At 66.6% G+C, this 26915-nt stretch carries 28 protein-coding genes and 1 tRNA gene; 20 read left to right on the top strand and 9 right to left on the bottom strand.

Annotation, left to right across the window (positions count from 1 at the left end):
* Positions 1-13: 13 nt before the first annotated feature.
* The 3 genes from EPO41_RS26250 to EPO41_RS26240 form a co-directional block, all read right to left on the bottom strand.
* Positions 14-991, bottom strand: a complete 978-nt coding sequence (locus tag EPO41_RS26250; RefSeq protein ID WP_296331880.1) for a tripartite tricarboxylate transporter substrate binding protein — start codon at positions 989-991, stop codon at positions 14-16.
* A gap of 134 nt (positions 992-1125) precedes the next feature.
* The gene (locus tag EPO41_RS26245; protein ID WP_296331878.1) at positions 1126-2070 is read right to left on the bottom strand and encodes a peptidoglycan-binding protein; all 945 of its coding nucleotides are present in this window, start codon (positions 2068-2070) and stop codon (positions 1126-1128) included.
* Positions 2071-2181: 111 nt separating this feature from the next.
* Positions 2182-2979 (bottom strand): enoyl-CoA hydratase, encoded by a 798-nt coding sequence (locus tag EPO41_RS26240; protein ID WP_296331876.1) that lies wholly within the window; start codon positions 2977-2979, stop codon positions 2182-2184.
* 33 nt (positions 2980-3012) lie between these two features.
* On the opposite strand from EPO41_RS26240, the gene EPO41_RS26235 reads away from it, so the two are divergent.
* From EPO41_RS26235 to EPO41_RS26215, 5 genes are all read left to right on the top strand, one after another.
* Positions 3013-3444: a PaaI family thioesterase gene (locus EPO41_RS26235; RefSeq protein ID WP_296331874.1), complete on the top strand. Its 432-nt coding sequence runs from the start codon at positions 3013-3015 to the stop codon at positions 3442-3444.
* A gap of 105 nt (positions 3445-3549) precedes the next feature.
* Positions 3550-4029 (top strand): 50S ribosomal protein L13, encoded by a 480-nt coding sequence (rplM, locus tag EPO41_RS26230; protein ID WP_296331872.1) that lies wholly within the window; start codon positions 3550-3552, stop codon positions 4027-4029.
* A 1-nt stretch (position 4030) separates the two neighbouring features.
* Complete coding sequence (rpsI, locus tag EPO41_RS26225) at positions 4031-4513, top strand: 30S ribosomal protein S9 (RefSeq protein ID WP_296331870.1); 483 nt, start codon at positions 4031-4033, stop codon at positions 4511-4513.
* A gap of 67 nt (positions 4514-4580) precedes the next feature.
* The gene (locus EPO41_RS26220) at positions 4581-5117 is read left to right on the top strand and encodes a gamma carbonic anhydrase family protein (protein WP_296331868.1); all 537 of its coding nucleotides are present in this window, start codon (positions 4581-4583) and stop codon (positions 5115-5117) included.
* A 56-nt stretch (positions 5118-5173) separates the two neighbouring features.
* Positions 5174-5470: a hypothetical protein gene (locus tag EPO41_RS26215; protein WP_296331866.1), complete on the top strand. Its 297-nt coding sequence runs from the start codon at positions 5174-5176 to the stop codon at positions 5468-5470.
* On the opposite strand, the gene phaC is transcribed toward EPO41_RS26215, so the two are convergent.
* Positions 5467-7281, bottom strand: coding sequence for a class I poly(R)-hydroxyalkanoic acid synthase (gene phaC, locus EPO41_RS26210; RefSeq protein ID WP_296331865.1), 1815 nt, complete (start codon positions 7279-7281; stop codon positions 5467-5469). The genes EPO41_RS26215 and phaC overlap by 4 nt on opposite strands.
* Before the next feature lie 191 nt (positions 7282-7472).
* Here phaC and EPO41_RS26205 point away from each other — a divergent pair, with 191 nt between their 5' ends.
* From EPO41_RS26205 to EPO41_RS26175, 7 genes are all read left to right on the top strand, one after another.
* Complete coding sequence (locus EPO41_RS26205; protein ID WP_296331863.1) at positions 7473-8732, top strand: OmpA family protein; 1260 nt, start codon at positions 7473-7475, stop codon at positions 8730-8732.
* A 19-nt stretch (positions 8733-8751) separates the two neighbouring features.
* Positions 8752-10008, top strand: coding sequence for an LL-diaminopimelate aminotransferase (locus EPO41_RS26200; RefSeq protein ID WP_296331860.1), 1257 nt, complete (start codon positions 8752-8754; stop codon positions 10006-10008).
* A 25-nt stretch (positions 10009-10033) separates the two neighbouring features.
* A complete protein-coding gene (locus tag EPO41_RS26195; RefSeq protein WP_296331859.1) occupies positions 10034-11326 on the top strand; it encodes a homoserine dehydrogenase in 1293 nt (430 codons plus the stop codon).
* A 30-nt stretch (positions 11327-11356) separates the two neighbouring features.
* The gene (gene glpX / locus EPO41_RS26190; protein WP_296331857.1) at positions 11357-12355 is read left to right on the top strand and encodes a class II fructose-bisphosphatase; all 999 of its coding nucleotides are present in this window, start codon (positions 11357-11359) and stop codon (positions 12353-12355) included.
* A gap of 62 nt (positions 12356-12417) precedes the next feature.
* Positions 12418-14238: a single-stranded-DNA-specific exonuclease RecJ gene (gene recJ, locus EPO41_RS26185; protein WP_296331855.1), complete on the top strand. Its 1821-nt coding sequence runs from the start codon at positions 12418-12420 to the stop codon at positions 14236-14238.
* Positions 14239-14280: 42 nt separating this feature from the next.
* Positions 14281-14356, top strand: a tRNA-Glu gene (locus EPO41_RS26180).
* Between the two features lie 193 nt (positions 14357-14549).
* On the top strand, positions 14550-14927 hold the full coding sequence (locus EPO41_RS26175; protein WP_296331854.1) for a nuclear transport factor 2 family protein: 378 nt from the start codon (positions 14550-14552) through the stop codon (positions 14925-14927).
* Between the two features lie 127 nt (positions 14928-15054).
* Here the strand turns inward: EPO41_RS26175 and EPO41_RS26170 are convergent, their stop codons facing one another.
* The 5 genes from EPO41_RS26170 to EPO41_RS26150 form a co-directional block, all read right to left on the bottom strand.
* Positions 15055-16236, bottom strand: coding sequence for an acetate/propionate family kinase (locus EPO41_RS26170; RefSeq protein ID WP_296331852.1), 1182 nt, complete (start codon positions 16234-16236; stop codon positions 15055-15057).
* A gap of 12 nt (positions 16237-16248) precedes the next feature.
* Entirely contained in the window at positions 16249-17028 is a 780-nt protein-coding gene (gene fabI, locus EPO41_RS26165; protein ID WP_296331850.1) for an enoyl-ACP reductase FabI, read from the bottom strand.
* Positions 17029-17034: 6 nt separating this feature from the next.
* A complete protein-coding gene (locus EPO41_RS26160) occupies positions 17035-17988 on the bottom strand; it encodes a phosphate acetyltransferase (RefSeq protein WP_296331847.1) in 954 nt (317 codons plus the stop codon).
* Between the two features lie 25 nt (positions 17989-18013).
* Complete coding sequence (locus EPO41_RS26155; RefSeq protein WP_296331846.1) at positions 18014-20155, bottom strand: DUF3141 domain-containing protein; 2142 nt, start codon at positions 20153-20155, stop codon at positions 18014-18016.
* 116 nt (positions 20156-20271) lie between these two features.
* Positions 20272-20628 carry a hypothetical protein gene (locus tag EPO41_RS26150; protein WP_296331844.1) on the bottom strand — a complete coding sequence of 119 codons (357 nt, stop codon included), beginning with the start codon at positions 20626-20628 and terminating at the stop codon, positions 20272-20274.
* 107 nt (positions 20629-20735) lie between these two features.
* On the opposite strand from EPO41_RS26150, the gene EPO41_RS26145 reads away from it, so the two are divergent.
* The 8 genes from EPO41_RS26145 to EPO41_RS26110 all read left to right on the top strand — a co-directional run bounded on the left by EPO41_RS26145 (position 20736) and on the right by EPO41_RS26110 (position 26829).
* Positions 20736-22055: a DUF3300 domain-containing protein gene (locus EPO41_RS26145; protein WP_296331842.1), complete on the top strand. Its 1320-nt coding sequence runs from the start codon at positions 20736-20738 to the stop codon at positions 22053-22055.
* A complete protein-coding gene (locus EPO41_RS26140; RefSeq protein WP_296331840.1) occupies positions 22052-22972 on the top strand; it encodes a DUF2950 domain-containing protein in 921 nt (306 codons plus the stop codon). The genes EPO41_RS26145 and EPO41_RS26140 overlap by 4 nt, the downstream gene beginning before the upstream one ends.
* Before the next feature lie 63 nt (positions 22973-23035).
* Positions 23036-23257, top strand: coding sequence for a hypothetical protein (locus EPO41_RS26135; protein WP_296331838.1), 222 nt, complete (start codon positions 23036-23038; stop codon positions 23255-23257).
* A 16-nt stretch (positions 23258-23273) separates the two neighbouring features.
* The gene (locus EPO41_RS26130) at positions 23274-23612 is read left to right on the top strand and encodes a hypothetical protein (RefSeq protein WP_296331836.1); all 339 of its coding nucleotides are present in this window, start codon (positions 23274-23276) and stop codon (positions 23610-23612) included.
* A 19-nt stretch (positions 23613-23631) separates the two neighbouring features.
* Positions 23632-24726 (top strand): calcium/proton exchanger, encoded by a 1095-nt coding sequence (cax, locus tag EPO41_RS26125; protein WP_296331834.1) that lies wholly within the window; start codon positions 23632-23634, stop codon positions 24724-24726.
* Positions 24727-24733: 7 nt separating this feature from the next.
* A complete protein-coding gene (locus EPO41_RS26120; RefSeq protein ID WP_296331832.1) occupies positions 24734-25183 on the top strand; it encodes an ion channel in 450 nt (149 codons plus the stop codon).
* 79 nt (positions 25184-25262) lie between these two features.
* Positions 25263-26027, top strand: coding sequence for a Crp/Fnr family transcriptional regulator (locus EPO41_RS26115; RefSeq protein ID WP_296331830.1), 765 nt, complete (start codon positions 25263-25265; stop codon positions 26025-26027).
* Positions 26028-26193: 166 nt separating this feature from the next.
* On the top strand, positions 26194-26829 hold the full coding sequence (locus tag EPO41_RS26110; RefSeq protein ID WP_296331828.1) for a hypothetical protein: 636 nt from the start codon (positions 26194-26196) through the stop codon (positions 26827-26829).
* The last annotated feature ends 86 nt before the right edge of the window (positions 26830-26915 follow it).

Here is a 26915-nt window from a genome sequence, read left to right as displayed (position 1 = left end):
TCGGGGGAGGGCGCTACTTCGCCGGCGCCGAGAGCTTCACGATCTCGGTCCAGCGCCGGAGTTCTCCGGCGATATAGGCCCCCAGTTCCGCGGGCCCGCCACGGCGGTCCTCGATGCCCTGCACGCGGAAGGACTCCCTGACCTTCGGGTTCTCCATTGCCTTGTCGGCCGCGCGATAGAGCTTGTCGACGATGGGCTGCGGCGTTCCCTTGGGAGCCATCATGTAGAAGGACACGTCGGCCACGATGTCGGGATAGCCGAGTTCCTTGAAGGTCGGGATGTCGGGAAGTGCCGTGGCCCGCTTCTCGCCCGTGACGGCGAGAAGGCGCGCTTGCTTGGCGTTGTGGACCGGGACGCCCGAGGCGACGGGCGTGAACCAGACCTGGATGCGATTGGTCAGCAGGTCGTTCAGCGCGTCGGTCGTGCTCTTGTAGGGGATCATCACCATGTCGATCTTCGCAGCGCGATTGAGCATCTCGCCCAGGAACTGCGGCACGCCGCCGGCGAAGCCCGAGAAATTGATCTTGCCGGGCTGCTTGCGGGCGAGTTCGACCAGTTCAGCAACGCTCTTTGCCGGCAGCTCGTTGGGCACGAACATCGAGTAGTACACGCCGCCGGTGAAGCTGACCGGCGTCAGATCATCCAGCAGATTGACCGTGTTGTTGCCGGAGGCCTGGTTGATGATGTTGCTCAACGAGGAGATCACCACGGTATGGCCGTCGGGCCGCGCCTTGGCCGTGTAGTCGACACCGATGTTGCCGGTGGCGCCCGGCCGGTTCTCGACGATGACGCTTTGGCCCAGGGTTGCCGTCATGTCCTGGGCGAGCAGGCGGGCGATGATGTCATTGGTCGTGCCGGGCCCGAAGGGTGCGACGATGACGATGGGCTTGCCCGGTTGGAAGTCCTGCGCGACCGCCGGAACAGCAGCCGCTCCAATGCTCGCCATGGCCGCCGCGACGGCCGCGCGCCGGGATAATTTCACAATCCGCATTTAACTTCCTCCCACCGATTTTCTTGTTGTCAGTGGGAATTAAGAGACTCCGGTCCTTTCCCGTCAACATGCCCAAGGAGCGCCGATCCCTTGAGCCATGTTCTCCGAGACCAGGATGAGGCTGCACCGCTTCATCAGTGAAGGCCGAGCGCCGACCGGGTCGCTGCGCCGACGATGCCGTCCGCGATGAGCTTCTTCTTCTTCTGGAAGGCGCGCACGACCTTGTCGGTTTGCGGGCCGAAAACCTTGTCGACGACGATCTGCTGGCCTGCGGCCTTCAACGCTTCCTGAACTTCGCCGACATCGTCGCCGAACATTGCCGGATTTCGCAAGGAAAGCAGCCGAGCGGTTTCGACGAGGACAGCCGACGCGACGATCGGAGTATTGGCTGTGGGCTTCAGGGTGGCCGTGCTGATCTCCGCACCTCGTACGTTGAGGGGCAGGGCGAGATCCCACGCATCGGCCGCGATGAGGGTACGGAATGTGTCCATGCGGTAGACGGTTTTGGGCAACAGCGATTCCGCCGGGCTGCCGGCAAGCCACGCACGCCTGACCTCGATGTATTTCTTGATCCAGGGCCGCTCGTCGGCGGTTGGCGCACCGATGGTGCTCACGGTTCGGTTGCGCATCATCTGCCACGCGCCGTGGATCGTGCTGTCGTAAACGACGCCGACGGAAAGAGGCAGCTTGAGCCCCATGGCGGCCGCTGCCGCTTCCGCCGGCGTCCAGTAGACCGCGTCGAAGAACGAATCCTGGGTGTCCTGCATGACCGGGTCGCTGCCGGCGGAGTGAAGGAGGCCGCGCAGGGTTGCATCGGTGTCGAGGCTGAAATCGCGCGCCTCGAGGCGGCCCAGGTAGGCGGAAAGCGGATCGCCGAAGAGGTTGTTCTTGGCCTTGCAGTATCGATCGATCAGGAGGAACAAGTTGCCGCTGGCCAACGTCGTCTGCGAACTTCCGTAGGTGAGATGGCCCGCGTCGCCCTCCACGAAGACGACGGAGTCGTAGCGCCCGCGTACAGTTCCGGTTTCGAAGAGATTGACGATGGCTTTGCAGGTCGCCTTTTGAAGTGCATTGACCATTGGATTTCCCCCGGATTGCGCTCGTGTGAGGAAACGCTACCGTGGAACCGATCAACTGGCGATAGAAAAATGCGCGCCCCGTGCGCGTTGTCCTGTGCGTACCCGAGGTGCTCAGCGCCCCGTCCAGTCGGGCCTGGGCTTCTTGTTCACGAAGGCGTCGATGCCGGCCCGTGCGTCCTCGCGCTGGAGGGCGCCGGCCATGAAGTTGGTTGCATAGGCATAGGCCTGCTCGACGGTCATTTCCATGTGCGCCCGGAACATCGCCTTGCCCGAAGCGATCTGCTGCGGCGGCTGGGCGGCGATATGGTCGGCCAGCGCCTTTGTCTCGCGGTCGAGATCGGCGGGCGCCACGACGCGGCTCACGAGGCCGTCGCGCAGCGCCGTAGCGGCGTCGACAAATTGCCCGGTGAGCAGCATGTCGAGCGCGCGCTTGGGTCCGATGTTGCGGCCGACCGCCACCGAAGGGGTGCCGCAGAACAGGCCGTTGTTGATGCCCGAGGTGGCGAAAGTCGCGGTGCTCGAAGCGACGGCAAGGTCGCAGGCGGCGACGAGCTGGCAGCCGGCGGCAGTGGCGATCGCCTTCACCTTGGCGATCACCGGCTGGGGCAGACGGCCGATCGACATCATCATCGCCGAGCAACGCTTCATCAGGTCGTGATGGACGGCATAGTCATGGGTCGAGGCGACCTCGCGCAGGTCGTGGCCGGTCGAGAAGGCGCGGTCGCCCTGCGCCTCGATCACAACGCAGCGGATATCCGTGTCCTTGGCCAACCTGTCGAGTTCCGCCTGCAGGGCGTCTATAAGGTCGCCTGAGAGGGCGTTCATGGCGTGCGGACGGTTGAGCGTGAGGAAGGCGACGCGGCCTTCGTCGCGGCGCAGCAGGACGGGTTGGTTGGAGGCGGCGGTCATGGCGGCAGTCTATGGGAAGAGGGCGGGTGCGTCATGCCGGTGATGTCGCCGGTCGAGCTGATGAATTTCCTCGACGAGCACTTCCCGCAGGCCGCGCATCTCGGCCTTGCCATCGAGCATCTCGACGACAAAACCATCCGCCTGCGCCTGCCGACGCACGAGCGGCACCTCCGACCCGGCGGCACGATCTCGGGCCCGACCCTGATGTGGCTGGTCGATTGCGGCTTCTACCTGCTGATCCTGGGCCAGCTCGGGCCGGTGGCGCTGGCGGTCACGACCAACCTCAACATCAACTTCATGCGCAAGCCGGAGCCCGCTGACTTGATCGGGGAGGGGCGGCTGATGAAGCTCGGCAGGACCCTGGCGGTCGGCGACTTCACGATCTACAGCGACGGCAAGCCCGAACCCGTCGCGCACGCGACAGTGACATATGCCATTCCGCCCAAGGCTTTAGAGGCGGGGTAATATAATACCGCGCCTATAAGTCATTGATTTTGTTCTGATTATTTTGGCGATTTGACAAGCCTGACATCTCTCTTCATAAGCGCGCGCTCATTGGAAGAAAGACCCATGCAAGCCCTCACCCACCAGACTGCCAGTATCAAGACTGCCGAAGTGCAGAAGAAGTGGTTTCTGATCGACGCCGACGGTCTCGTGCTCGGCCGGCTCGCCACGATCATCGCCATGCGCCTGCGCGGCAAGCACAAGCCGACGTTCACGCCGCACATCGATTGCGGTGACAACATCGTCGTGATCAACGCCGAGAAGGTGCGCCTCACGGGCCGCAAGGCCGAGCGCGAAGTCTTCTACTGGCACACCGGCCATCCCGGCGGCATCAAGGGCGAGACCCTGGGCAAGCGTCTCGAAGGCCGCTTCCCGGAGCGCGTCCTGATCAAGGCCGTCGAGCGCATGATCACCCGCGGCCCGCTCGGCCGCGCGCAGATGAAGAACCTGCGCGTCTATGCCGGACCGAACCACGAGCAGGAGGCCCAGCAGCCCGAGAAGCTCGACATCGCCGCTATGAACCGCAAGAACTCGAGGATCGGCTAACATGGCTACCGAACTTTCGTCGTTTGCCGAACTGAAGAAGGCTCCGGCCGCCGTCGCCCAGATCGCCGGCGCTCCGCGCGAGAAGGAAATCGACGCACAGGGGCGCGCCTATGCCACCGGCCGCCGCAAGAACGCGGTCGCCCGCGTCTGGGTCAAGCCCGGCACCGGCAAAATCATCGTCAACGGCCGCGACCAGACGATCTACTTCGCCCGTCCGACGCAGCGCATGATGATCCAGCAGCCGTTCGACGTGTCGCAGCGCAACGGCCAGTTCGACGTGATCGCCACCGTCTCGGGCGGCGGCCTGTCGGGCCAGGCGGGCGCGGTCCGTCACGGCATCGCCCAGGCGCTCTCGAAGTTCGAGCCCGGCCTGCGCGGCGCGATGAAGACCAACGGCTTCCTCACTCGCGACAGCCGCGTGGTCGAGCGCAAGAAGTACGGCCGCGCCGGTGCGCGTCGCCGCTTCCAGTTCTCGAAGCGCTAAACCCGCGTTTCCGATATCCTCGAAGGGCGCCTCAGGGCGCCCTTCGTTTTTGTGGAGTTGCGATCCGATGTCCGGTCTCATCGTGCCCTTCAACGGCTTCGTGCCCCGGGTCCACAGCACGGCCTTCGTGGCGCCCAATGCCACTCTGATCGGGGAGGTCGAGGTCGCCGCGAACTGCAGCATCTGGTTCGGCGCGGTGTTGCGCGGCGACGGGCCCGGTATCAGGATTGGCGAGAACTCCAACATCCAGGACGGAACGGTGATCCACATCGCAGCGCGCGGCGTTGGTACCGTCGTCGGCCGCAACGTCACGGTCGGTCACCTGGCGCTGCTGCATGCCTGCGAAGTGCAGGACGACGCCTTCATCGGCATGCACTCCACGGTGCTCGACGAGGCCGTGGTCGAGACCGGCGCGATGGTCGCGGCGGGGGCGGTGGTGACGCCGCGCAAGATCGTGCGCAAGGGTGAACTGTGGGCCGGCAATCCCGCGGTGAAGATGCGTGACATCACCGAGAAGGACATCGAATCCTTCCGGCGGTCTGCCGCCGCCTATGTGCGGCTCGGGCAGCGGTACATGGCCGATCGGCCCGAGGCTGCGGAGTAGGCGCGGCACGAGCGCGCGCCCCGGAACTCGCCGAGCCACAACGGCGTTCGTTGCGCATGCACTCTCTTCTTGTCCCGTCGATCCTCCTCCTGCTTGTTGCCGCGGCAATTGCGGTGCCTGTGGCGTTCGCGCAGGTTCCCCCAAGCAAGACCCGCTGCGACCAGTTGATCAAATACTTCGACTACTACGGCCAGAGCCGGGGCGAGGGATCGACCGACGGTGCCCGGAACATGACCCGGATCGGCGCGCGCACTGATTGCGACAAGGGCGACTACGCGACCGGGGTCGCCATCATCGAAAAACTTCTTCGTGACAAGAAGATGGGTGTCCCCGCGCCGGACTGGAAACGCTAAGTCCCCGACCGCACCTTCACGTAACTGCCGGGTGCATCCTCGATCGCGGGAAGTCCGGCGGTGCCGGGCACGCGGGCCGGGACCTTCGGGCCGGAGAGGGCCGACAGCCACTTGTCCCAGTCGTTCCACCACGAGCCGGGGAACTCCTTGGCGCCGGCCTGCCATTCGGCCAGCGTCGGCGGATTCGTCGCCGTCTCGTTCAGCCAGTGCTGGTACTTCTTGTTGCGCGGCGGATTGACGACGCCGGCGATGTGGCCGGAGCCTGCCAGCATGAACCGTACCGGTCCGCTGAACAGCTGGGTCGCCTTGTAGACCGAACGAACCGGCGCGATATGGTCTTCCTTGCCGGCCTGGATGTAGACCGGAATCCGGATCTTGCGCAGGTCGATCGGCACGTTGTCGAGAACGATGCCGCCCGGCTGGCTGAGCAGGTTCTTCTGGTACATGTTGCGCAGGTAGTAGCTGTGCATCGCCGCCGGCATGCGCGTGGCGTCGGCATTCCAGTACAGAAGATCGAAAGGGAAGGGGTCCTTGCCCATCAGGTAGTTGTTCACGACGAACGACCAGATGAGATCGTTGGCGCGCAACATGTTGAAGGTCGTGGCCATCTCGCTGCCTTCGAGGTAGCCCTTCTTGCCCATCATCTCCTCGACGTTCGCGAGCTGATTCTCGTCGATGAAGACGCCGAGTTCACCCGGTTCACTGAAGTCGACCTGCGCCGTGAAGAAGGTGCAGGCCACGATCCGGTCGTCGTTGCGGGCGGCCATGTAGGCGAGCGTCGCGGCCATCAGCGTGCCGCCTATGCAATAGCCGATCGCCGAGGCCTTGCGCTGTCCCGTCGCCTTCTCGATGGCGTCGAGCGCGGCGAGCGGACCCTGGTTCATGTAGTCCTCGAACGACATCTTCGCGAGGCGCTCGTCCGGGTTGACCCAGGACACGACGAACACCGTGTAGCCCTGCTCGGTCGCCCACTTGATGAACGAATTCTCGGGCTTGAGGTCGAGGATGTAGAACTTGTTGATCCACGGCGGCACGATCAGCAGCGGGATCTCGTAGACCTCCTCGGTGGCCGGCGCGTACTGGATGAGCTGGATGATATCGTTCTGATAGACGACCTTGCCGGGCGAGGTGGCGACGTTGCCACCGACCTTGAAGGCATCCATGTCGGTCTGGCGGATCTCAAGCCTGCCCTTGCCGCGCTCGAGGTCACTGAGCAGATTCTGCAAGCCCTTCAGCAGGTTTTCGCCCTTGGATTCGACGGTCGCCTTGACGACCTGCGGGTTGGTCATGGCGAAATTCGACGGCGACATCGCGTCGATGAACTGGCGCGTGTAGAAGTCGACCTTGCGGGCGGTCTTGTCGTCGACGCCCTCCACCTCCTTGATGGTGCCCTGCAGCCACCGAGCCGTCAGCAGATAGGACTGCTTCAGATAGTCGAAGACGACCTCATCCCTCCAGGCCGGGTCGTTGAAGCGCTTGTCTCCGCGGGCTGGCTCCGCCACGGGCTCCACCGGCTGGCCCATCATGCGCTGGGCCGTGACCTGCCAGAGTTTCATGTACTGCTGCCACAGCTCGACCTGGGCCTGTACCAGCCGGTTCGGATCGGCCAGCATCTTGGCCGTGAAGTCCATGAAGGTCTGGGTGAGGTGGAGCGGGTCGGCCGGCCGCTGGCCGTCGGCCTGATAGCGTTGGGAAAAGTCCTGCAGCAGCTTCTGGCTGCGCGTCGCGATATCCTTGAAAGCCTCCTGGAGCTTCTCGGATTCCTCCGGAGAGAGACCGCCGAGGGCTGCGGGGGCAGGACTATCCGACATGCGTTTCCCCTTCCGAATCATTGCCTTTGTGGCGTTTCTTGCGGTAAATTCAACGCCCCGGTACCATAGCTAGTGACGACCCGGGCCGCCACTTGCCTTTCATAGGTAGGATGCGACAACTGACGGGTCAAATTTCCTCTCGGTCTCCGCTAAACAGGCGGGAAATCGAGTTTCAGCGTACACAGCGGGTGATGACGATGCAGCGACACCAGGACACGAACGGCAGGGGCCGCTGGCTCGGCCTGCTTGGCGTGTCTGCGCTCGCCCTCCTGGCTGGCTGCGACTGGATCGGCGGCTCGACGCCGGCCGGTCCTCCGCCGCGTCCCGGTGCAGAAAAGGGCGTCCAGCCATCCGCGAGCCTTCCGGCTGCGCCGGCCAATCCGCAATATGACGCTGGAGTTGTTGGAGGCGACGACCGTGCTGCGCCGGCGATCGGTTCCATCATTTCTCCCAAGGGTGGCCAGAAGGCACAGCGCGAGGCCATTGAGAAGGAGCAGGCGGAACGCGATCGGAAGGACCGCGAAGCTCGCCTCGAGCGGGAGGCCGCTGACAAGGAAGAGAAGGCAAGGGAGAAGCAGGAAGGGACGCCTCCCGCGGCAGCCCCGGTCGGGGCGCCGCCGGTGGGCGCGGGAACGATCACGTCCGATCAGGCCCCAGTCTCGGCTCCCGTGCCGCCCCCGGCCCCTGTGACGAGCGCACCGATGTCTCCGCCGTCTGCAGCGCCCGATCCCGCGGCCACGCCTGCGCCCGTTCCGGCACCGGCGACACCGGCCCCTTCTGGCAATCCGGACAGGGCGTTCAGCCCGCCGCCCGGCTGGACACCGCCTGGAGCTGAGCCGGGCTCGATAACGACCGGTGCGCCGCCGGCTGCAGCGCCCGAGCCCACGCCAGCACCGGCCGCTCCTGCGCCGCCGACGGATCCGAACAAGGCCTTCGCGCCGCAGCCGGGTTGGATGCCGACGGGCATCGACGTCGGCTCGGTCATGACGCTGGCGCCGTTGGTGGTCGCGTTCACCGAGTCTGCCGGCGATGCGTGTGCGGATCCGACGCCGGTCAAGGCCAACATCGCCATGGCGCAGTCGGGCGAAGTTCCCTTCAGCGCCCTGAAGTCGCCGCCGTTCGAGGGATCGCTGCAGGTGGCCGTGATTCAGTTCGGACCGTCTTCGACGGCCCTGGACGGCGTGGACTCCGCCGTGCTCGCGCAAGTGGCCGAGATCCAGCGGGACAATGGCGGCATCGTGCGCATCGTGGCGCATGCCGCGCAGGACCGCGACAATTTCGATGTGTCGCGCCGTCGCGCGCTGGCGATCGCCCATAAACTGCGCCGGCTCGGCGTGCCGACCGGCCAGATTGTCGCGGAAGCGGCTTCCGACGAGGAGCCGATCTACCGGACCAGTACCGCCCGCGGCCTCGCCGCCAACCGGCGCGTCGACGTCTTCATCGACTTCTAGGCGCCGAAGGAAGAACGACATGGACGACTCGGAATTTCACCGCCTCAAGCGCCTGCCGCCCTACGTGTTCGCGGAAGTGAACGCCATGAAGGCCCGTGCCCGCGCCGCCGGCCAGGACGTCATCGACCTCGGCATGGGCAATCCCGACCTGCCGACCGCACCGCACATCGTGGCCAAGCTCGCCGAGGCGGCGGCCAATCCGCGCGCCCATGGCTATTCCGCCTCGCGCGGTATCCCGGGCCTCCGCAAGGCGCAGGCCGCCTATTACGCGCGCCGCTTCGGCGTCGAACTCGACCCTGAGAGCGAGATCATCGTCACGCTCGGTTCGAAGGAAGGGCTCGCCAACCTCGCGCAGGCGATCACCTCGCCGGGTGACACGGTGCTGGTGCCCAATCCCAGCTATCCGATCCATCCCTACGGTTTCATCATCGCCGGTGGTTCGGTGCGCCACATTCCGGTGCCTGGCTCGACCTCGATCGAGGAATTCCTGCCGGCGCTCGAGCGGGCGGTGCGCCATGCCGTACCCAAGCCGTTGGCGCTGGTGCTGAACTACCCGTCGAACCCGACAGCCCAGGTCGTCGACCTCGACTTCTATGCGGCCATCGTCGATTTCTGCAAACGCCAGGGCATCTGGATCCTGTCGGACCTTGCCTATGCCGAGATCTACTTCGACGGCGTGCCGCCGCCATCGGTGCTGCAGGTGCCGGGTGCGCGCGACATCGCCATCGAGTTCACCTCGATGAGCAAGACGTACTCGATGGCCGGCTGGCGTATGGGCTTCGCGGCCGGGAACAAGACGCTCATCCAGGCGCTGACCCGCATCAAGTCGTACCTCGACTACGGCGCCTTCACGCCGATCCAGGTGGCGGCGACGGCGGCACTGAACGGGCCGCAGGACTGCATCGTCGAGGCGCGCAATACCTACAAAGAGCGCCGCGACGTCCTGATCGAGGGGCTGAAGGGCGCGGGCTGGGACCTGCCGTCACCGTCGGCCAGCATGTTCGCCTGGGCGCCGCTACCCAAGGACTTCGCCGAGCTGGGATCGCTGGCCTTTTCCAAGCTGCTGCTGACCCAGGCCAACGTGGCCCTGTCGCCGGGCATCGGCTTCGGCGAGCATGGCGACGCACATGTCCGCATCGCGCTGGTGGAGAACAAGCACCGTATCCGCCAGGCCGTGCGCAACATCCGGCAGGTGCTGGCCGACCCGGGCCGGTCCATCGACCTCTACCTGCGCGGCGTTGGGGACAACATCACACCGATCAAGGCTCGCGCCTGACCCCATCCTGTCGTATCAGGCGCCCATGAATTCTCCCCTCAGGATCGGCATCGCCGGGCTCGGCACCGTGGGTGCAGGCGTGGTGAAGCTGCTGGCCGAACATGGCCGGCTTCTCGCGTTGCGTGGCGGACGGCCCCTCAAGGTCGTCGCCGTCAGCGCCCGCAGCAAGGCCAAGAAGCGCGACATCGACCTCACCGGCCTGCGCTGGGAGAAGGATCCGATGGCGCTGGCGACCGCGCCGGACATCGACGTCGTCGTCGAGCTGATCGGCGGCTCCGGTGGCGTGGCCCGCCGGCTGGTCCAGAAGGCCCTGGCCTCGGGCAAGCATGTCGTGACCGCCAACAAGGCGCTGCTGGCGCTGCATGGCGCGGAACTCGCCGCGGCGGCCGAAAAGAAGCAGCGCATTCTCGCCTTCGAGGCTGCGGTGGCGGGCGGCATCCCGATCATCAAGGCGCTGCGCGAGGGCCTCGTCGGCAACCGCGTGAAGCGGCTCTACGGAATCCTCAACGGGACCTGCAACTACATCCTGACGACCATGCGCGAGACCGGCCGCGACTTCGACGTCGTGCTGGCCGAGGCGCAGGCCGCGGGTTACGCCGAGGCCGACCCGACCTTCGACGTCGACGGCATCGATGCCGCCCACAAGCTCGCGGTGCTGACCGGTGCGGCGTTCGGCGCCAGGGTCGACTTTGCGGGCGTCCATGTCGAAGGCATCCGCCGCATCACCTCGATGGACATCGAGTTCGCGGAGGAGCTCGGATACCGCATCAAGCTGCTGGGGCTGGCGCGCGAGACGCGGCATGGCATCGAGCAGCGCGTGCATCCCTGCATGGTGCCGCTCGACACGCCGATCGCCCATATCGAGGGCGTGTTCAATGCCGTTGTCGTCGAGGGCGACTTCGTTGGCACGACGATGTTCCAGGGCCGCGGCGCCGGGCAGGGGCCGACCGCCTCGGCCGTCGTCGCCGACCTGGTGGATGTGGCGCGCGGACGGCATATGCCGGCGTTCGTGGTTCCCGCCGACAAGCTCGCGACCAAGAAGGCCTCGCCGATGGACCGCCATGTCGGGGCCTACTACATGCGCCTGATGGTGCAGGATCGGCCGGGCGTGATCGCCGCTGTGTCCGGTGCGCTCGCCAAGGAACGCATCTCGCTCGAATCGATGCTGCAACGCGGCCGCTCCGAGTCGGGCGAGGTGCCGGTGGTGCTGACCACACACGAAACCGAAGAGGCTGCGATGCAGCGCGCCCTGGCGCGCATCGCCAAGCTCGGCGCCGTCGCCGAGGAGCCGTGCGTGATCAGGATCGAGGCATTCTAGAGGGCGAAGAGAGACGCCGCGGAGGAGACGATGGCCGACATGAGAGAAGAGACCGGCAAGATGGACCGCAACCTCGCACTGGAAGCGGTGCGGGTGACCGAGGCGGCCGCCCTTGCGGCCTCCAAGCTGATGGGTCGCGGTGACGAGAAGGCGGCCGACCAGGCCGCCGTCGACGCCATGCGCACCTCGCTCAATTCGCTGAACATCGAAGGCACCGTCGTGATCGGCGAGGGCGAGCGCGACGAGGCGCCGATGCTCTATATCGGCGAGAAGGTCGGCATGGGCGGCGGACCGAAGATCGACATCGCGCTCGACCCGCTGGAAGGCACGACCATCACCGCCAAGGGCCTGCCCAATTCGCTGGCCGTCATGGCGATGGCCGAGCATGGCGGGTTCCTCAACGCGCCCGACGTCTACATGGACAAGATCGCCGTCGGCGGCGGCCTTCCCGATGGCATCGTCGATCTCGACAAGAGCGTGGCGCAGAACCTCGGCGACCTTGCCAAGGCGAAGAAGGTCGACGTCAACGATCTCGTGGTCTGCATCCTCGACCGCCCGCGCCATTCCGAACTGATCGCCAAGGTCCGCGAGGCGGGCGCGCGCATCATGCTGATCGGCGACGGCGACGTGTCGGGCGTGATCGCCACCTCGACCGGCGACTCGGGCATCGACATCTACATGGGCTCGGGCGGCGCGCCGGAAGGAGTGCTGGCGGCGGCGGCGCTGCGCGCCATTGGCGGCCAGATCCAGGGCCGCCTGCTGTTCCGCAACGACGACGAGAAGGCCCGCGCCAAGAAGTGGGGCATCACCGATCTCAACCGCAAGTACTCGATGACGGACATGGCCAAGGGCGACGTGATGTTCGCGGCCACCGGCGTTACCTCGGGTTCGATGCTGAAGGGCGTGCGCCGCTTCCACAACGGCGCCGAGACGCACTCCATCGTGATGCGTTCCAAGACCGGCACGGTGCGCTGGGTGTCCGCCCACCACAATTTCTCGATCAAGACCGGCCTGCCCAGCTGGGCGTAAGCCCGGTTCGATCGGCCGACTCCCCGGCGCGTATCCACCGCGCGCTAGGCTAAGGTGGCCGCATGTCCGAAGTTTCAAGAAACGAGCGCCCGGCCTTTCTGGGTGTCGAGCGCTCGCTGACGGGAAAGCGCTGGGCCGCGCGGCTCGGTGACGAGCGTCAGGCGCTGGCCATCGCGCAACGCCACGGGCTACCCGATGCCATCAGCCGTCTGCTGGCGGCGCGCGACGTTGGCCTCGACGCGGTCGGCGATTTCCTCGAGCCGACCTTGCGCAGGTTCCTGCCGGACCCATCGCACCTCAAGGACATGGATGCCGCGGTCGGACGCCTGGTACGCGCCGTGCAGACGGGCGAGCGCATCGTCGTGTTCGGCGACTACGACGTGGACGGCGCGACGTCGTCGGCGCTGCTGCTGCGGTTCTTCCGGGCCGTCGGCGGCAATATCGGCGTCTACATCCCGGACCGCCGCAAGGAAGGCTATGGCCCCAATGCGCCGGCGCTGCTGAAGATCCGGGAGGAGGGGGCGTCCGTCGTCGTCACGGTCGATTGCGGCATCACCGCCTTCGAGCCGCTGGCCGAAGCCAGGCGCGCCGGCCTCGACCTGATCGTGATCGACCACCACATGGCCGAGATCGCGCTGCCCGAGGCGGTGGCCGTGGTCGACCCCAACCGTCTGGACGACGAGAGCCCGCACAAGCATCTGGCCGCCGTCGGCGTCGCATTCCTCCTCATCGTCGGCGTCAATCGCGCGCTGCGCGAGGCGGGCTGGTACGGCGCGTCGCGGCCGGAGCCCGACCTGCGCCAATGGCTCGACCTCGTGGCGCTGGGTACGGTCTGCGACGTCGTCCCCTTGCTCGGCGTCAATCGCGCGCTCGTACGGGCGGGCCTGCAGGTGATGGCGCAACGGCGCAACGCCGGGCTTTCGGCGCTGGCCGACGTGGCGCGCCTCAGGGAGGCGCCGGAGGCCTATCACCTGGGGTTCCTGCTGGGACCGCGGGTCAATGCCGGTGGCCGCGTTGGCCAGGCCGATCTCGGCGCGCGCCTGCTCTCCAGCGACGATCCCCACGAGGTCGGTGCGCTCGCCGTCCGGCTCGACGAGTTCAACGCCGAGCGCCGCGCCATCGAGCGCGAGGTCCTCGACCAGGCGATCACGCGAATCGAAGGCCTGTACGGGCCGAACGCCAAGGACCTGCCGTCGGCGCTGCTGGTCGAGAGTGAAGGCTGGCATGTCGGCGTGATCGGCATCGTGGCCAGCCGCCTGGTCGAGCGCTACGGCCGGCCGGCCTTCGTGGTCGGCATGGATGGCGCGCTGGGCAAGGGCTCGGGCCGCTCGGTGCGTGGCGTCGATCTCGGCGCCGCCGTGATCGCGGCCCGGCAGGCCGGACTGCTGGTCAATGGCGGCGGCCATGCCATGGCGGCAGGCCTCACCGTGACGCGCGAGTCGCTGCCTGAATTGACGCGCTTCCTCGACGAGCGGATCGCGCCCCAGCTCGGTGCCGCGCCGCCGGTCCGCGAACTGGGGATCGACGCCGCCCTGGCGCCGGCCGCCGCCACGGCGGAGCTGGTGTCGATGATCGAGCGCGCCGGCCCCTTCGGGGCAGGCAATGCGCAACCGCGCTTCGCTCTCACTGGCGTCCGCGTGAGCTATGCCCAGCCGGTGGGCGAGGGGCATGTCCGCTGCACGCTGCAAGGCGCCGAGCGCGGCCGGGTCGACGCGATCGCCTTCCGGGCCAACCAGAGCGCGCTGGGACCGGCCCTGATGGATCCCGCGCGGCCCGTGCTGCATGTCGCCGGATCGCTGAAAATCGACCGTTTCGGCGGCCGCGAAACGGTCCGCCTGCAGATCGACGACGCCGCCGCCACCGCAGGCTCTGTGCTCGCTTGATTTCCGGCGTTCAAGCCGGTATCTCACCCGCTCTTCGGCTTCGTTCCCTTCGTCTAGAGGCCTAGGACACTGCCCTTTCACGGCGGCGACACGGGTTCGAATCCCGTAGGGAACGCCAAGTCTGCGCCACGGCATGCCTGTAGGACAAAATCTGTTCGGTTCTGTCCTTTGGTACCCTGATGCGGCGACTTGATAGTTCTCCCGCAGCTTGACCTCAGCCCGACAAGGTAATGGTCAACATGATGGCGCCGGGTGCCCCCGAAGCGGGCTACTTTCACCTAAATGCGCGATGCACCAGGAGGAGACATTCAATGTCGGAGACTCATAAAAAGGTCCTGGAAAAGGCCAACGCAGCAATCGTCGCCGGCAACTACGAAGAATTCCTGACGTTCTGCACCGAGGATACGGAATGGACTTTCGTGGGTGACAGGACACTGAATGGGAAGGAAGCCGTTCGTCAATGGATGGCGACCGCGTATAGAGAGCCACCCATATTCAACGTCGCCCGCATGATCGCCGAGGGTGACTTCGTCGCGGCACTCGGCGAGATCACCTTGAAGGACAATGACGGGAAAACCGCACAACATGCGTATTGTGACGTGTGGCGGTTCCGCGACGGCAGAATGGCCGAGCTGCGTGCCTTTGTCCTTGAGACCGGCTCAGCCAGGGCGCTCGCGGAGCCTGCCTGACTGGCCGCGCCTCTCAATAAGCCTGCATGATTCCCAGACCGGCCCTGCTTCATGGGTTGGGGTCACGGAATGACGGATCGGCGGGCCGGCGCTCGTTCGGGGTGTCCGGGAGCCCGAGCACCATAGGTCACGAGCGCAGAGCCGCTCTCGTGTAGCGGGCGATCATGCGTTGTTCGTCGGTCGGCACGACCCAGGCCGACATGGTCGATCCTTCGGCACTGATGCGGCCCTCGCCGGTGGCGTTGAGACCCGGATCGAGCGTCAAGCCCAGCCAGCGGCACCCGGCGGCGATCTCGGCGCGTGTCGCTGGATCGTGCTCGCCAATCCCGGCGGTGAAGACGATGCCGTCGACGCCGCCCAGGGCGGCCGCCAGGGAGCCGATCTCGCGGACGATGCGGTAGACGAACAGGTCGATGGCCTCGCGGGCCTCCGGCGCGGCCGAGGCACGGAGCGTGCGCATGTCGGAGGAGATGCCCGACACGCCCAGCAGGCCGGACTTGCGGTAGAGCAGATCCTCGATGGCCTTCGCGTCGTAGCCGCGTTCCTCCAGCAGGTACAGGAGTACGCCCGGATCGAGTGCGCCGGTGCGGGTCCCCATCATCAGCCCGTCGACCGCCGTGAAGCCCATGGTGCTGGCAACGCTCCGTCCGTTCCGGATCGCGCAAAGGCTGGCGCCGTTGCCGAGATGGCCGACGATGAGGCGGGATCCGGCCAGTGCCGGCTCCGTCTCCTGCAGGCGGCCCACGACATAGTCGTAGGACAGGCCGTGGAACCCGTAGCGCTTGACGCCTTCGGCCGTCAGCGCGCGCGGCAGGGCGAATTGCTGGGCGAGGGCCGGCTGGCTGCGATGGAAGGCCGTGTCGAAGCAGGCGATCTGCGGCAGGTGCGGGGCCGCTTCGAGGATCGCCGCGATGGGCGCGAGGTTGTGCGGCTGGTGCAGCGGCGCCAGCGGCACGAGCTTCGCGAGTTCCGTCATGGCGGCGTCGTCTATCCGGATCGGCGCGGCATAGGCGGTGCCGCCGTGGACGACCCGATGGCCGAACGCCAGCACGGGGCGCCCCGCCAGCAGCTCGCGCCCCAGCGACATGATCTCGGCGGTGGCCCCGCGATGGTCGAGCCCGTTGTCCGGCCAGTCCCGCTTGGCGACGACGGCGCCGTCCGCCGTATGCATCCGCAGGCGGGGGCGGGTGCCGAGGCCTTCGACCTGGCCGTGGAAGAGTTCCGTGCCATCTTCGTGAGCGTCGTAGATCGCGAACTTGATGCTCGAGGAGCCGGCGTTGAGGACGGCAATGCAGCCAGTCTTGTCCATGTCCCGTCCCACTCAGGCCACGATGTTGGTGCCGCCGTCGACATAGACGGTGCCGCCGGTCACGCGGTGCGCGAAGGGCGTGGCGAGATAGGCGCATGTGTAGCCCACGTCCATGATGTCCACGAGTTCGCCCAGCGGCGCCTTGCGGGCCGCTTCGTTGAGCAGCAGCTCGAAATCCTTGAGACCGGACGCGGCGCGGGTCTTCAGGGGGCCGGGCGAGATCGCATGGACGCGGATGCGCTGCGGGCCCAGCTCATAGGCGAGGTAGCGGCAGGAGGCTTCGAGAGCGGCCTTCACCGGCCCCATGACGTTGTAGTTCGGCACGACCCGGTTGGCGCCGTAGTAGCTCATCGCGAACATCGTGCCGCCGTCCTTCATGAGCGGGACGGCCAGGCGCGCCATGCGGACGAACGAGTGGCAGGAGATGTCCATGGCCTTGGCGAAACCCTCCGCCGAACAGTCGAGCAGGCCGCCCTGCAGGTCGGCCATCGGGGCGAAGGCGATCGAATGCACCAGGATGTCGAGCTGGCCCCATTTCCGTTCGATCTGCTCGAACAGGGCTTCGAGCTGGCCGGGTTCGGCGACGTTCAGGGCGCCCGTGATCGGCGCCTCGAGTTCGCGGGCGAGGGGCTCGACATGGGGGCGCGCCTTTTCGTTGAGCCAGGTGACGGCGATATCGGCGCCGGCTTCACGGAAGGCCCTGGCACAACCGTAGGCGATGGATTGGTCGTTGGCGATGCCGACGACCAGGGCCTTCTTGCTGGCGAGGATGGGGCGGGTCTGTTCGTTCATGGGTCCTCAGGGGATTGCGGTTGCCGCGTTCGCTCGCCGTGCCGCCGCGACCAGGCAGGCCACGGCGCAGGAGGCCAGGCGCGTCGTGACGGAGTCGGCGCGGCTCGTCAGGATGATCGGCACGCGAGCGCCGAGGACAATGCCCGCTGCATCGGCGCCGGCCAGGAAGGTGAGGCTCTTGGCCAGCATGTTGCCGGCCTCGAGGTCGGGTACGATCAGCACGTCGGCCCGGCCTGCCACGGGCGAGACGATGTTCTTGATGGCGGCTGCCTCGACGTTAATCGCGTTGTCGAGCGCCAGCGGCCCGTCGAGGATTCCCCCCTTGATCTGGCCACGCTCGGCCATCTTGCACAGCGCCGCGGCATCGATCGTCGAGGCGACCTTGGCGTTGACCGTCTCCATCGCGCTCAGGATCGCGACGCGCGGTTCGGCGATGTCGAGCGCCTGGGCGAGATCAATGGCGTTCTGGACGATGTCGACCTTGTCATCGAGCGTCGGCGCGATGTTCACGGCGGCGTCGGAGATGATGAGCGCCTGGTCGTGGCCGGGTACGTCCATGACGAAGCAATGGCTGATGCGGCGCGCGGTCCGGATGCCATCCGTCCGCGAGACGACGGCGCCCATCAGTTCGTCGGTATGCAGGCTGCCCTTCATGAGCGCCTCGGCACGCCCGCAGCGCACGAGCTCGACCGCCTTGGCGGCGGAATCGTGACTGTGGCTCGAGTCCACGATCTCGAAAGCGCCGATATCGAGGGAGGCCTTGCGCGCGACATCGAGGATGCGCGCTGAAGGTCCGACGAGAATTGGCTTCAGGAGACCACTGCTCGCGGCCAGCACGGCGCTCTCGAGAGAAACCGCATCGCAGGGATGGACGATGGCGGTGACCATCGGTGGATGCCGGCGTGCGACGGCGATCAGCCGGTCGTATTTGTCATGCGGCCGTGCCGTCGGTGCTGTCACGTCAAATCCTCTCTTGAAGTCCGCGCTAAGGCCGAGTTTCTGCGAAAAGCTGGCGGAGGCGGGCGGTTCGCTCGGTCCCTTCCGGCGACAGGTCGCCGGACGCCCCGAGCACTTCCTCGACGACCTGCCATCCTTGCGACCGCTGGTCCGGATCGTCGGGCAGGAGGAGGGGAATGGCCCGAGCCGCTCGCTCCTCGTCGAGATGCAACAGCAAGTACTGTTCGCGAAACAGCGTCTTCAGCTCGCCGAAGCTGAGGCGGCGGTTCGCGGGCTGCATGCGGCGCACGGCCTGCAGCACCGTGAAGCCGCGTTCGTCGACGCTCCGTTGCGGCCGGCGCACATACATGATGGAGCGGATTACGGCCTCGACCAGACCGCCGACCTCGAACTTCTTGTCCAGCTCCGCACGCCAGGCCACGGCGATGGCCTCCTGGGCGCGGTCCGGATGCTTTGGCGCCGGTGTCTCTTCGGCTGCGAGCCCGACCATCGCCTGGAGGGCGGGCGAGCCGTAGGTCCCGAGGAACATCGCTTCCGTCATGGCATCGCGGGCCAGTCGGTAGCTGTCCCAGCAAGTCGAGATCCAGGTGGCTGCGACCTTCTCCATGGTAAGCAGGGGATTGTCCGGCGAGACGGGTTTGCGGTCGGCGCGTATGGAATCGGCCAGCGGCTTGACCGGCGCCATGAACGGATTGCCATCCGAGAAAGCGGCGAACCGCATCCGGTGCGGATGAGTCTCGCGCAGGAGATCGGCCGACTGCTCGCTGGCCATCGCCCGGACGGCCGGCTGGGCGAAGGTCCGGTACAGGCCGGTGCCGATCTCGGAAACCCGCGCCGCGGTGGCGAACCGCCGCTGGTCCTCGTCGCTGTTCGCGCCCAGGGCCCGGATGTCGTCGAGCGTGCGCGCTTCCAGCCGGAAGAGGTGCTTGCCGCTGATCAGGCCGGGATTGGCCGTCTTCTCGTCGATCTCGGTGATGACCGCCTCGTAGAGGCCAGGCGGCAGCAGGTCGATCATCTCCATGCAGGAGGCGAACTCGGCATGCTCCCGGGTTGCCACCTTGCTCGACACGAAAATGCCGAGATGGCCGATCGTCTGGTGCAGCGTGTAGACGATGGTCTGACCGTTGGCGACGATCTCGTCTTCGTGATCGTAGAGGTCGGTGATCCAGCCCAGCGCCTGCTGGGGCGGCGTGATGTTGTCGCCCCAGGAACACAGCACGATGATCGGCGAGCGGATGTTGCGCAGGTCGACGCGGGTTCCATCGGCCGTGAGGATGTCTCCCGAGGTGAGCTTGTTGCCGACGAAGAGGTTGTCGGCGATCCATTGCATCTCGCCGGCGTTCAGGGTCACGGGGCTTCCCCACCAGGTCTCGAAGTCGAGGAAGCGCGCCGCTTCGGTGTCGGCCTTCGCATAGAGATTGTAGGGCTTCTCCCAGTAGGTGTTCGCCGGGTTGAGCGACTCGAAATTGGCGACGAGGTTCGCCCCGTCGAACGTGCCGTTGCCGAGGTCGCCGGCGAGGGCGGTGAGCCATGTGCCGCCCAGCGTGCCGCCGAGATACCGCATCGGATTGCGACCCCGGACTCCCGCCCAGTAGGAAAGCGGCGAGCCCGCCAGCAGGATGGGGCCGAACAGATCGGGACGGATGGCGGCGGTCATCATGATCTGCCAGCCCGCCTGGCAGTTGCCGACCACCACTGGCTTGCTCTCCGCTTCGGGATGGCGCGCGGCGACGGCTTCGAGGAACGCGGCCTCGGCGACGCAGACATCGGCGATCGTTTGCCCCGGCATGGGCTTGGGCAGGAACCCCACGAAGTAGCAGGCGTGGCCCGCGGCGAGGGCTACGCCGATCTCGCTCTCCTGTTTCATGCCGCCGATGCCGGGTCCGTGTCCCGCGCGCGGGTCGACGACCACGTAGGGCGGCTTGGCCGGGTCGATGACCGTACCCTCGGGTGGCTTCACGCTGACGAGAACGTAGTTCACCGGGCGGGGGAGGGTGCGTCCGTCCAGCACCACGTCGAAGGCGAAACCCAGCACGTGCGGCGCATCCTCGGCCGCGCGTGCGACGAAGGTGTTGCCGCGCTCCCGCAGCACGTCGAGCGTCAGGATCGACCTCTGCCAGGCGTCGATCCAGTATTCTTGGAAGAAGTTGAGGCTGGCTCGGTCTGCCATGACGGCGCTCCCCGGGTTCCGGAAGATCTGCCCCTCATCCCCTTTACGCTGCACTGCGTCATTGACCTTAATCAAGTGAACAGGGGATGTCGCACTCAGGCCAAAGTGAATGCGCGTCACACGCAGCGGAAACGGACGTAATAATTGATCTCGTCGGCCATGCGCTCGCTGACGATCTGCGGGTTGAGGCTCCGGACCTTGCAGACCTCGCGGGTGACTCGGGTTGCGGCTTCCTCGCCGCGGGCACGCTCGCTCGCCGGATCGGGATCAATGACGATGGCGTCGCGCACGATCAGCAGGTCGAATTCGTTCGGCGTGCCGGTGGGCGAGAGGTTGGCCTTCATGCGCTTGCCGGCCACGTTGAGAGTACGCGACGACGTGCCTTCGATCGTTTGCTGGTCGTGACACGCCGCCATCGCGACGGCGGCCAGGGTCGTGATAATAGACAGGGCAAGGCGCTGCGGGTTCATCATGTTCCTCTATGAAAGAATATGACGCCTGTCCTTTGGCGTCCCGTTGATCAATGTCAATGCGTCGGCGGCTGGGCTGTACACGATGCCACCAAAGGGGAGGGGACAGCTTGAAGCGAAATTCCTGCAGCCGACGGGAGTTGCTCCTCCTGTCGCTGGCGGCAGCAACGGTGGCGGCGTCACCCGGCCTGGCGCAGGCGCCTGCCTCCACGCCAACTCCCGCATCTGCGACACCCGAGAAGAAGCTCTTCTCGCCGGCCGAGCTCGACCAGATCCTGGCGCCGATCGCGCTCTACGATGACGCGCTGCTGTCACAGGTGCTGATGGCCGCGACCTATCCACTGGAAATCGTCGAGGCTGCGCGCTGGCAGCAGGCCAACCCCGGCCCGACGGGCGATGCCGCCGTGGCTGCCGTGGCCGACAAGACTTGGGACGTCAGCGTGAAGTCGCTGGTCGCATTCCCGTCCGTCCTGAAGCAGATGAACGAGCATCTCGACTGGACGCAGAAGCTGGGCGACGCGCTGCTCGGCCAGCAGGCCGATGTCGCGGCCTCGATCCAGCGGCTTCGTGCCAAGGCCGCCGCGGCGGGCACGTTGAAGACCGGCGCCGGCCCGCAATACACGGTGTCGACCGAGACGCAGGGCAGCGAGACTGTCTATGCCATCGCGCAGTCCAACCCCCAGGTCGTCTATGTCCCGAGCTACGATCCCAACACCGCCTACGGCGCCTGGTCTCAGCCGGCCTATCCGCCGACCTACTGGCCGCTGGGCGGCGCGCTGCTGCGCGGCTTGGTGTGGGGCGCCGGTATAGCGGCGGCGGGCGCCCTGTTCGGCGGCTGGCGCTGGGGCTACGGCAGCGGCGGCTGGGGCAACAGCTACACGACGGTGAACGTCAATCGCGCCGTGAACATCGACCGCAACTTCAATCGCAACAACATCGGTGCCGGCGACCGCTGGCAGCACCAGGTGGATCACCGGCGCGGCGTCGCCTATCGCGATCCGGCGACGCGGCAACAGTTCGGCCAGAACCGGCCAGGTGCGGAGCAACGCGAACAGTTCCGAGGACAGGTCCAGCGTCCCGCCCAAACGCCGGCGGGCGGTGCCGGGGCCAACCGCCCGGGCGCTGGTGGCGCGCAGCGTCCTGCGCAGCGTCCCGGTGTCGGGGCCGGTGCCGGGGCCGGGCAGCGCCCCGGTGGCAGCGGCGGTGGTGCCCTGGGCGGCGTCAATCGTGGCGGCGCGGTGAATCGCGAAGCCCAGCGCGGCCGCGCACAGCAGCAGCGCAGCGGCGGAGGCTCGCGTCCCAGCGGTGGAGGCGGCGGACGTCCGAGCGGCGGCGGTGGAGGTCGCCCGAGCGGCGGCGGGGGTGGCGGACGTCCTAGCGGCGGTGGCGGCGGCGGACAGCGGGGCGGCGGCGGTGGAGGTCGGCGATGACGAGATGGGTTTCCCGGTTCCTGGCCGCGCTCGGTCTGTATGCAGGCCTGCTCGGCGCATCCTTCGCCCAGGCACCGGCGCCGCAGCTGAAGAGCTTCCCGACGCCCGAGGCAGCGGCCGACGCCCTCACCGACGCCATCCGCATGCAGGACGACAAGGCCATCACGGCAATTCTCGGCGTCGATTGGCACGCGCTGATCCCTGGCAGCGACTGGCAGGACGACGAGCTGCGGGTCAATTTCCTGAAGGCCTGGGACGAGAACCACAAGATCATCCAGGAGACGCCCGACAAGGCGCTGGTCGGGGCCGGCACGACGGGCTGGATCTCGCCCATCCCGATCGTGAAGCAGGGCGACGCATGGCGCTACGACGTCGAGGCCGGCCGCCTGGAGTTGGCGGCGCGCGTCATCGGCCGCAACGAGTTCGCCGTCATCCAGACCCTGCTGGCGATCGTTGACGCGCAGCGCGATTACGCGGCGCTCGACCCGATGAAGATCGGCGTGCCGGTCTATGCGCGCCGCCTCGTGAGTTCGCCAGGCCGGAAGAACGGGCTCTACTGGGAGACGAAGCCGGGCGAGCCGCCGAGCCCGCTGGGTCCGCTGCTCGCCAAGGCTCAGTTGGGCGATGTCGAGCGCGACGGCTACAACGGCTATCGTTTTCGACTGCTCTACAGTCAGGGTCCCGATGCGCCGGGCGGAGCGCGCGATTACCTCATCCGCGACCGCATGATGGGCGGCTTCGCCGTCATCGCGTGGCCCGTGCGCTACGGCGAGACCGGCGTCATGACCTTCATGATCAGCAACGACAGTGACGTCTACGAAAAGGACCTGGGGGAGGAGACGACACAGCGGGCTGGGGCGATCACCGTCTTCAATCCAGACAGCAGCTGGGGCAAGGCCGACATGACGCCACCTTGATTTAAGTCAAGACGGCGCGCGGCCGGGCCGCTCACAATGGTCATTGCAAGGGGAGGCGTCGTGATGCGTACCATCTTTCTGTTTATTGCCGTGGCAGGCCTGACTTGCGGCTGCGACCAGTTCGAAAGCATGTCGCCCGGCCAAAAGGGCGCAGTAACCGGAGCGGCCCTGGGCACCGGCATCGGCATGGTCTCCGGCGGCAGCTTCGGACAGGTCGTGGGCGCCGGCCTGATCGGCGGTGCGGTCGGCTATATCGGTGGCACGGCCATCGGCAACAAGAACTGAGCCTGGAGGACGCCGCATGACAAGCAGGACGCTTGCCGTACTGACCGCGCTCGGCATTCTGACCGCCGGTGCTTCGACCGTAGACGCCCAGACCGCGACCCTGACCTTCGACAGGGCGGCTTATGTGACCTGCCGGGAAGCCCATATCCTGCCGCCGGACCAGCGCGTCGCCCTGACCGTCTTCCTGGCGGAACATGCTGCCCGGCATCGCGGTGTCACGATCCCCGACGGTGAACGGGGCGCCCAGCTTGCGCACCTGGTACGCGGCGGCTGCACGCTTTCACCCGACGCCTATCTGTTCACGGTGATCGATCGGGCGGTCGCAGTAGAGGCGAGCCGGCTGCCGAAGCGCTGACGGCCGGGTCGGGCCAACCATGAAGACGGTACGCCGCGTGCTGGCCGAGGCGCCGCTGTCGTGGCTGCTGTTGGCCGTGCCGGTGGCTGCCGGGATGCATCATGCGCGACCCGACGCGCCACTCCTGGTCTTCGTGCTGGCCTGCGTCGCCATCGTTCCGCTGGCCGGCCTGCTGGGCGTGGCGACGGAGAAGCTGGCGGCGCGCCTCGGCGAGGGGATCGGCGGCTTGCTCAACGCCACCCTGGGTAATGCCGCCGAGCTGATCATCGCCCTGGTGGCGCTGCGTGCCGGCATGCTGGATGTCGTCAAGGCGTCGCTCACCGGCTCGATCATCGGCAATCTGCTGCTGGTGTTGGGAGTGGCATTCCTGGCGGGTGGCCTGCGCTACAAGATCCAGAGCTTCGCCACCATCGGTGTGCGCACGCAGATCGGCATGATGGCGCTGGCCGCCATCGCGATCCTGGTGCCGTCGGTCTTCGCCGCCACGGGTTCGAGCGAAATGGCGAGCCGCTCTGTAGCGTTCAGCGTCGTGGTCTCGGCGGTGCTGCTGGTCGTGTATGTGCTCAGCCTCCTGTTCCTTCTGCGCACCCATGCCGATCTCTTCCGAGGCGAGGAGCGGGCCGGCGATGAGGAGCCTCACGGAACGACCTGGCCCGTCTCCCTGACGGTCGGCGTCATGGCCGCCGTCACGCTGCTGATCGTCTGGATGAGCGAGATCCTGGTCGGCACTGTCGAGCATGCCTCCGCGGCCCTGGGCCTCTCCAACTTGTTCGTCGGTGTCGTGGTGGTGGCGGTGGTCGGCAACGCGGCCGAACACAGCACCGCGGTGCTGGTTGCCATGCGCAACCGCATGGAGATGGCGATCGGCATCGCCATCGGCAGCAGCACACAGATCGCCCTGTTCGTGGCGCCGCTGCTGGTGCTGCTCAGCCTCGTCGTGGCACCGGAGCCGCTCACCCTGGCCTTCTCTGGCGTCGAAGTGTTTCTGGTCCTGGCCGCCACCTTCGTCGCCTCGATCCTGATCGTGGACGGTAAATCCACCTGGTTCACCGGCGTTCAGCTCATCGCCGTCTATGTGGTCATGGCGATCACCGTGTTCGCGATCCCGGCCTAGTCGGACCATGCTGCTTCAGTTCGTCGTGGGAGCGGCCGCCTGCATCTGCAACATCGCGATCCACGCCCTGGTCATGCTGGTGCTGGTGCGCGTGGCGCAGGGCGCCGCCGGCAGCACCCGGCTGGGGCCCTCGCTTCTGCTGATCACGATCATGGTGGCGACGGTCTCGGTCCTGATGATGGCCCACGGCCTCGAGGTTCTTGTCTGGGCATTGACCTACGCGATGGTGGGCGCCGTGCCTGCGGGCGCCGACGTTCTCTACTTCGCCTTCGTGAACTATACGACGCTGGCATACGGCGACGTCCTCCCTGTCGAGCGGTGGCGGTTGATCGGGCCGACGACGGCGATGTGCGGCGTCCTGATGTTCGGCTGGTCGACCGCGGTCATCTTCGAGGTGCTGCGTCGGGCCCTTGCGGCCGTCTCGGCGCTTCCTCCGCCGAGCAGCCTGGTCCGCTGATCGGCCTTTCTGGGCGGTTCGTGGGTCCGATCGCGTTCGCCAGATGGCGATGTCATGACTGACATGTTATACGTGCACGGTGCGTAACGGTGCAATTCCCGGTCGGCCTCTCAGGTTCGCAGCGCTGCAGCCGTTCAAGATTTCGTCTCCCCTGCCGTGTGACACATGCGTCGGGCGGACGCTCAACCTTTGCGGGCCGCTGGACGATGCCCGTCTGCAGCACCTGCTCTCGCTCGGCGGGATCCGGCACTGGAAAAGGCACGAAACGCTCTTTCGCTCCGGTGATCCGGTTGGCGCCTTCTTCAAGATCCGCAAAGGTATCGTTGCGGTATCGCACACGCTCGATGATGGCCGGCGACAGATCACGGCCTTGCGTGCGCCCGGCGATTGCGTCGGCTATCTCGAACGGGACGGCCGCTATGCCTTCGAGGGGCAAGCGCTGACCGACGTAGAGGCGTGCGCGTTCGATCGGCGAAAGTTCGACGCCTTCGTCGCCGAGCATCCCGATCTCGCAGCGGCTCTCGTGGAGGCGCTATCGAGCGCGCTGAAGCAGGCCGGAATGCTCTCTCTGGTGCTCGGGCAACTGCGGTCGACGGAACGGGTGGCGCACTTCTTGGCGGAGATCAGTGCGCTCTATACCGAGCGGCACGTATCGGCCGCGCAACCGCTGACGCTGCATATCGGCCGCCATGAGATCGCCGACTATCTCGGCCTGACGATTGAGACGGTGAGCCGCTCCATCGGTAAGCTGAAAGGACGCAGCATCATAGCCGTCGTCGAAAGCGGCGAAGTCGTGATCCTCGATTTCGAACGGCTGCGCGAGGCTGGCAAGGTGGCGGGTTAGGGTCGTCGACAAGGGGGCTTCACAACCGGCCCGTCGCGATGGTTTGATATTCATCAAGGACAGGCATTGTCCGGTGGGCAAGGCTGGCTGTCCGGGTTCGCGAAACCCCTGGCCGGGGCAGGCTTGGGGGAGGACCGTGATTTAAAACCGAGGGGAGAGACCGACAATGACGTATTCATCCCGCCGCAATGCCTTGAAGCTGCTGGCCGGAGGCGCTCTCGCCGCTGGCGGCATCGCAACGCTCTCCACGACGGCCTCAGCGCAGGAGTTCGTGGTCACCAACAACTACCAGAACTTCAAGCGCGGCAAGATCGACGGGCTCCATCCCGACCGCCGCATCCTCAACATCACCTGGGAGGACATGGGCCGCATCAAGATGCGGGCCGCCGACCTCGTCACCAACTACCCGTCGTTGCGCGAAGGCATGATCGTCGATTGCAACTACTTCGACCATATCGACGTGCTGATCGCCAAGAAATCGCCGCAGACGGACGCCCAGTCCAAGGCCCTGATCGACAAGGGCGCGCAGTTGACCGGTATTCCCGGGGCGCGCGAGCCCATCCGCATGTGGAGCATGTCGGGCATGGTCACCAAGGTGACCCCGGAAAACGGCGGCCTGTGGCTCATCAATGCGTCGAACGGCAAGCCGGAAGAGCCCTCTCCCAACAGTGGCGAAGTCATTACCATGCCGCAGGTTCTGACCGCGGCCGGCAAGCAGTCCCTGGGCACCCTGAAGCCCGGCGACGTCGTCAATACCGTCTGGACGCACCAGACGGCGATCGCCGTGAAGATCATCCGCTAGGGCGACGGCGCCGGCGATGCCGGGCGTTGCAGACCATGTAGCGCCCGGCGTTTCCCGCCATGCAATGGCAAGCTCCAGCTTGACCA

It is taken from the genome of Reyranella sp., from assembly GCF_004297265.1.
Classification (GTDB): Bacteria; Pseudomonadota; Alphaproteobacteria; order Reyranellales; family Reyranellaceae; genus Reyranella.
Note: the sequence above shows the minus strand (reverse complement) of the source record. Positions and strands in the feature narration are given on the sequence as shown.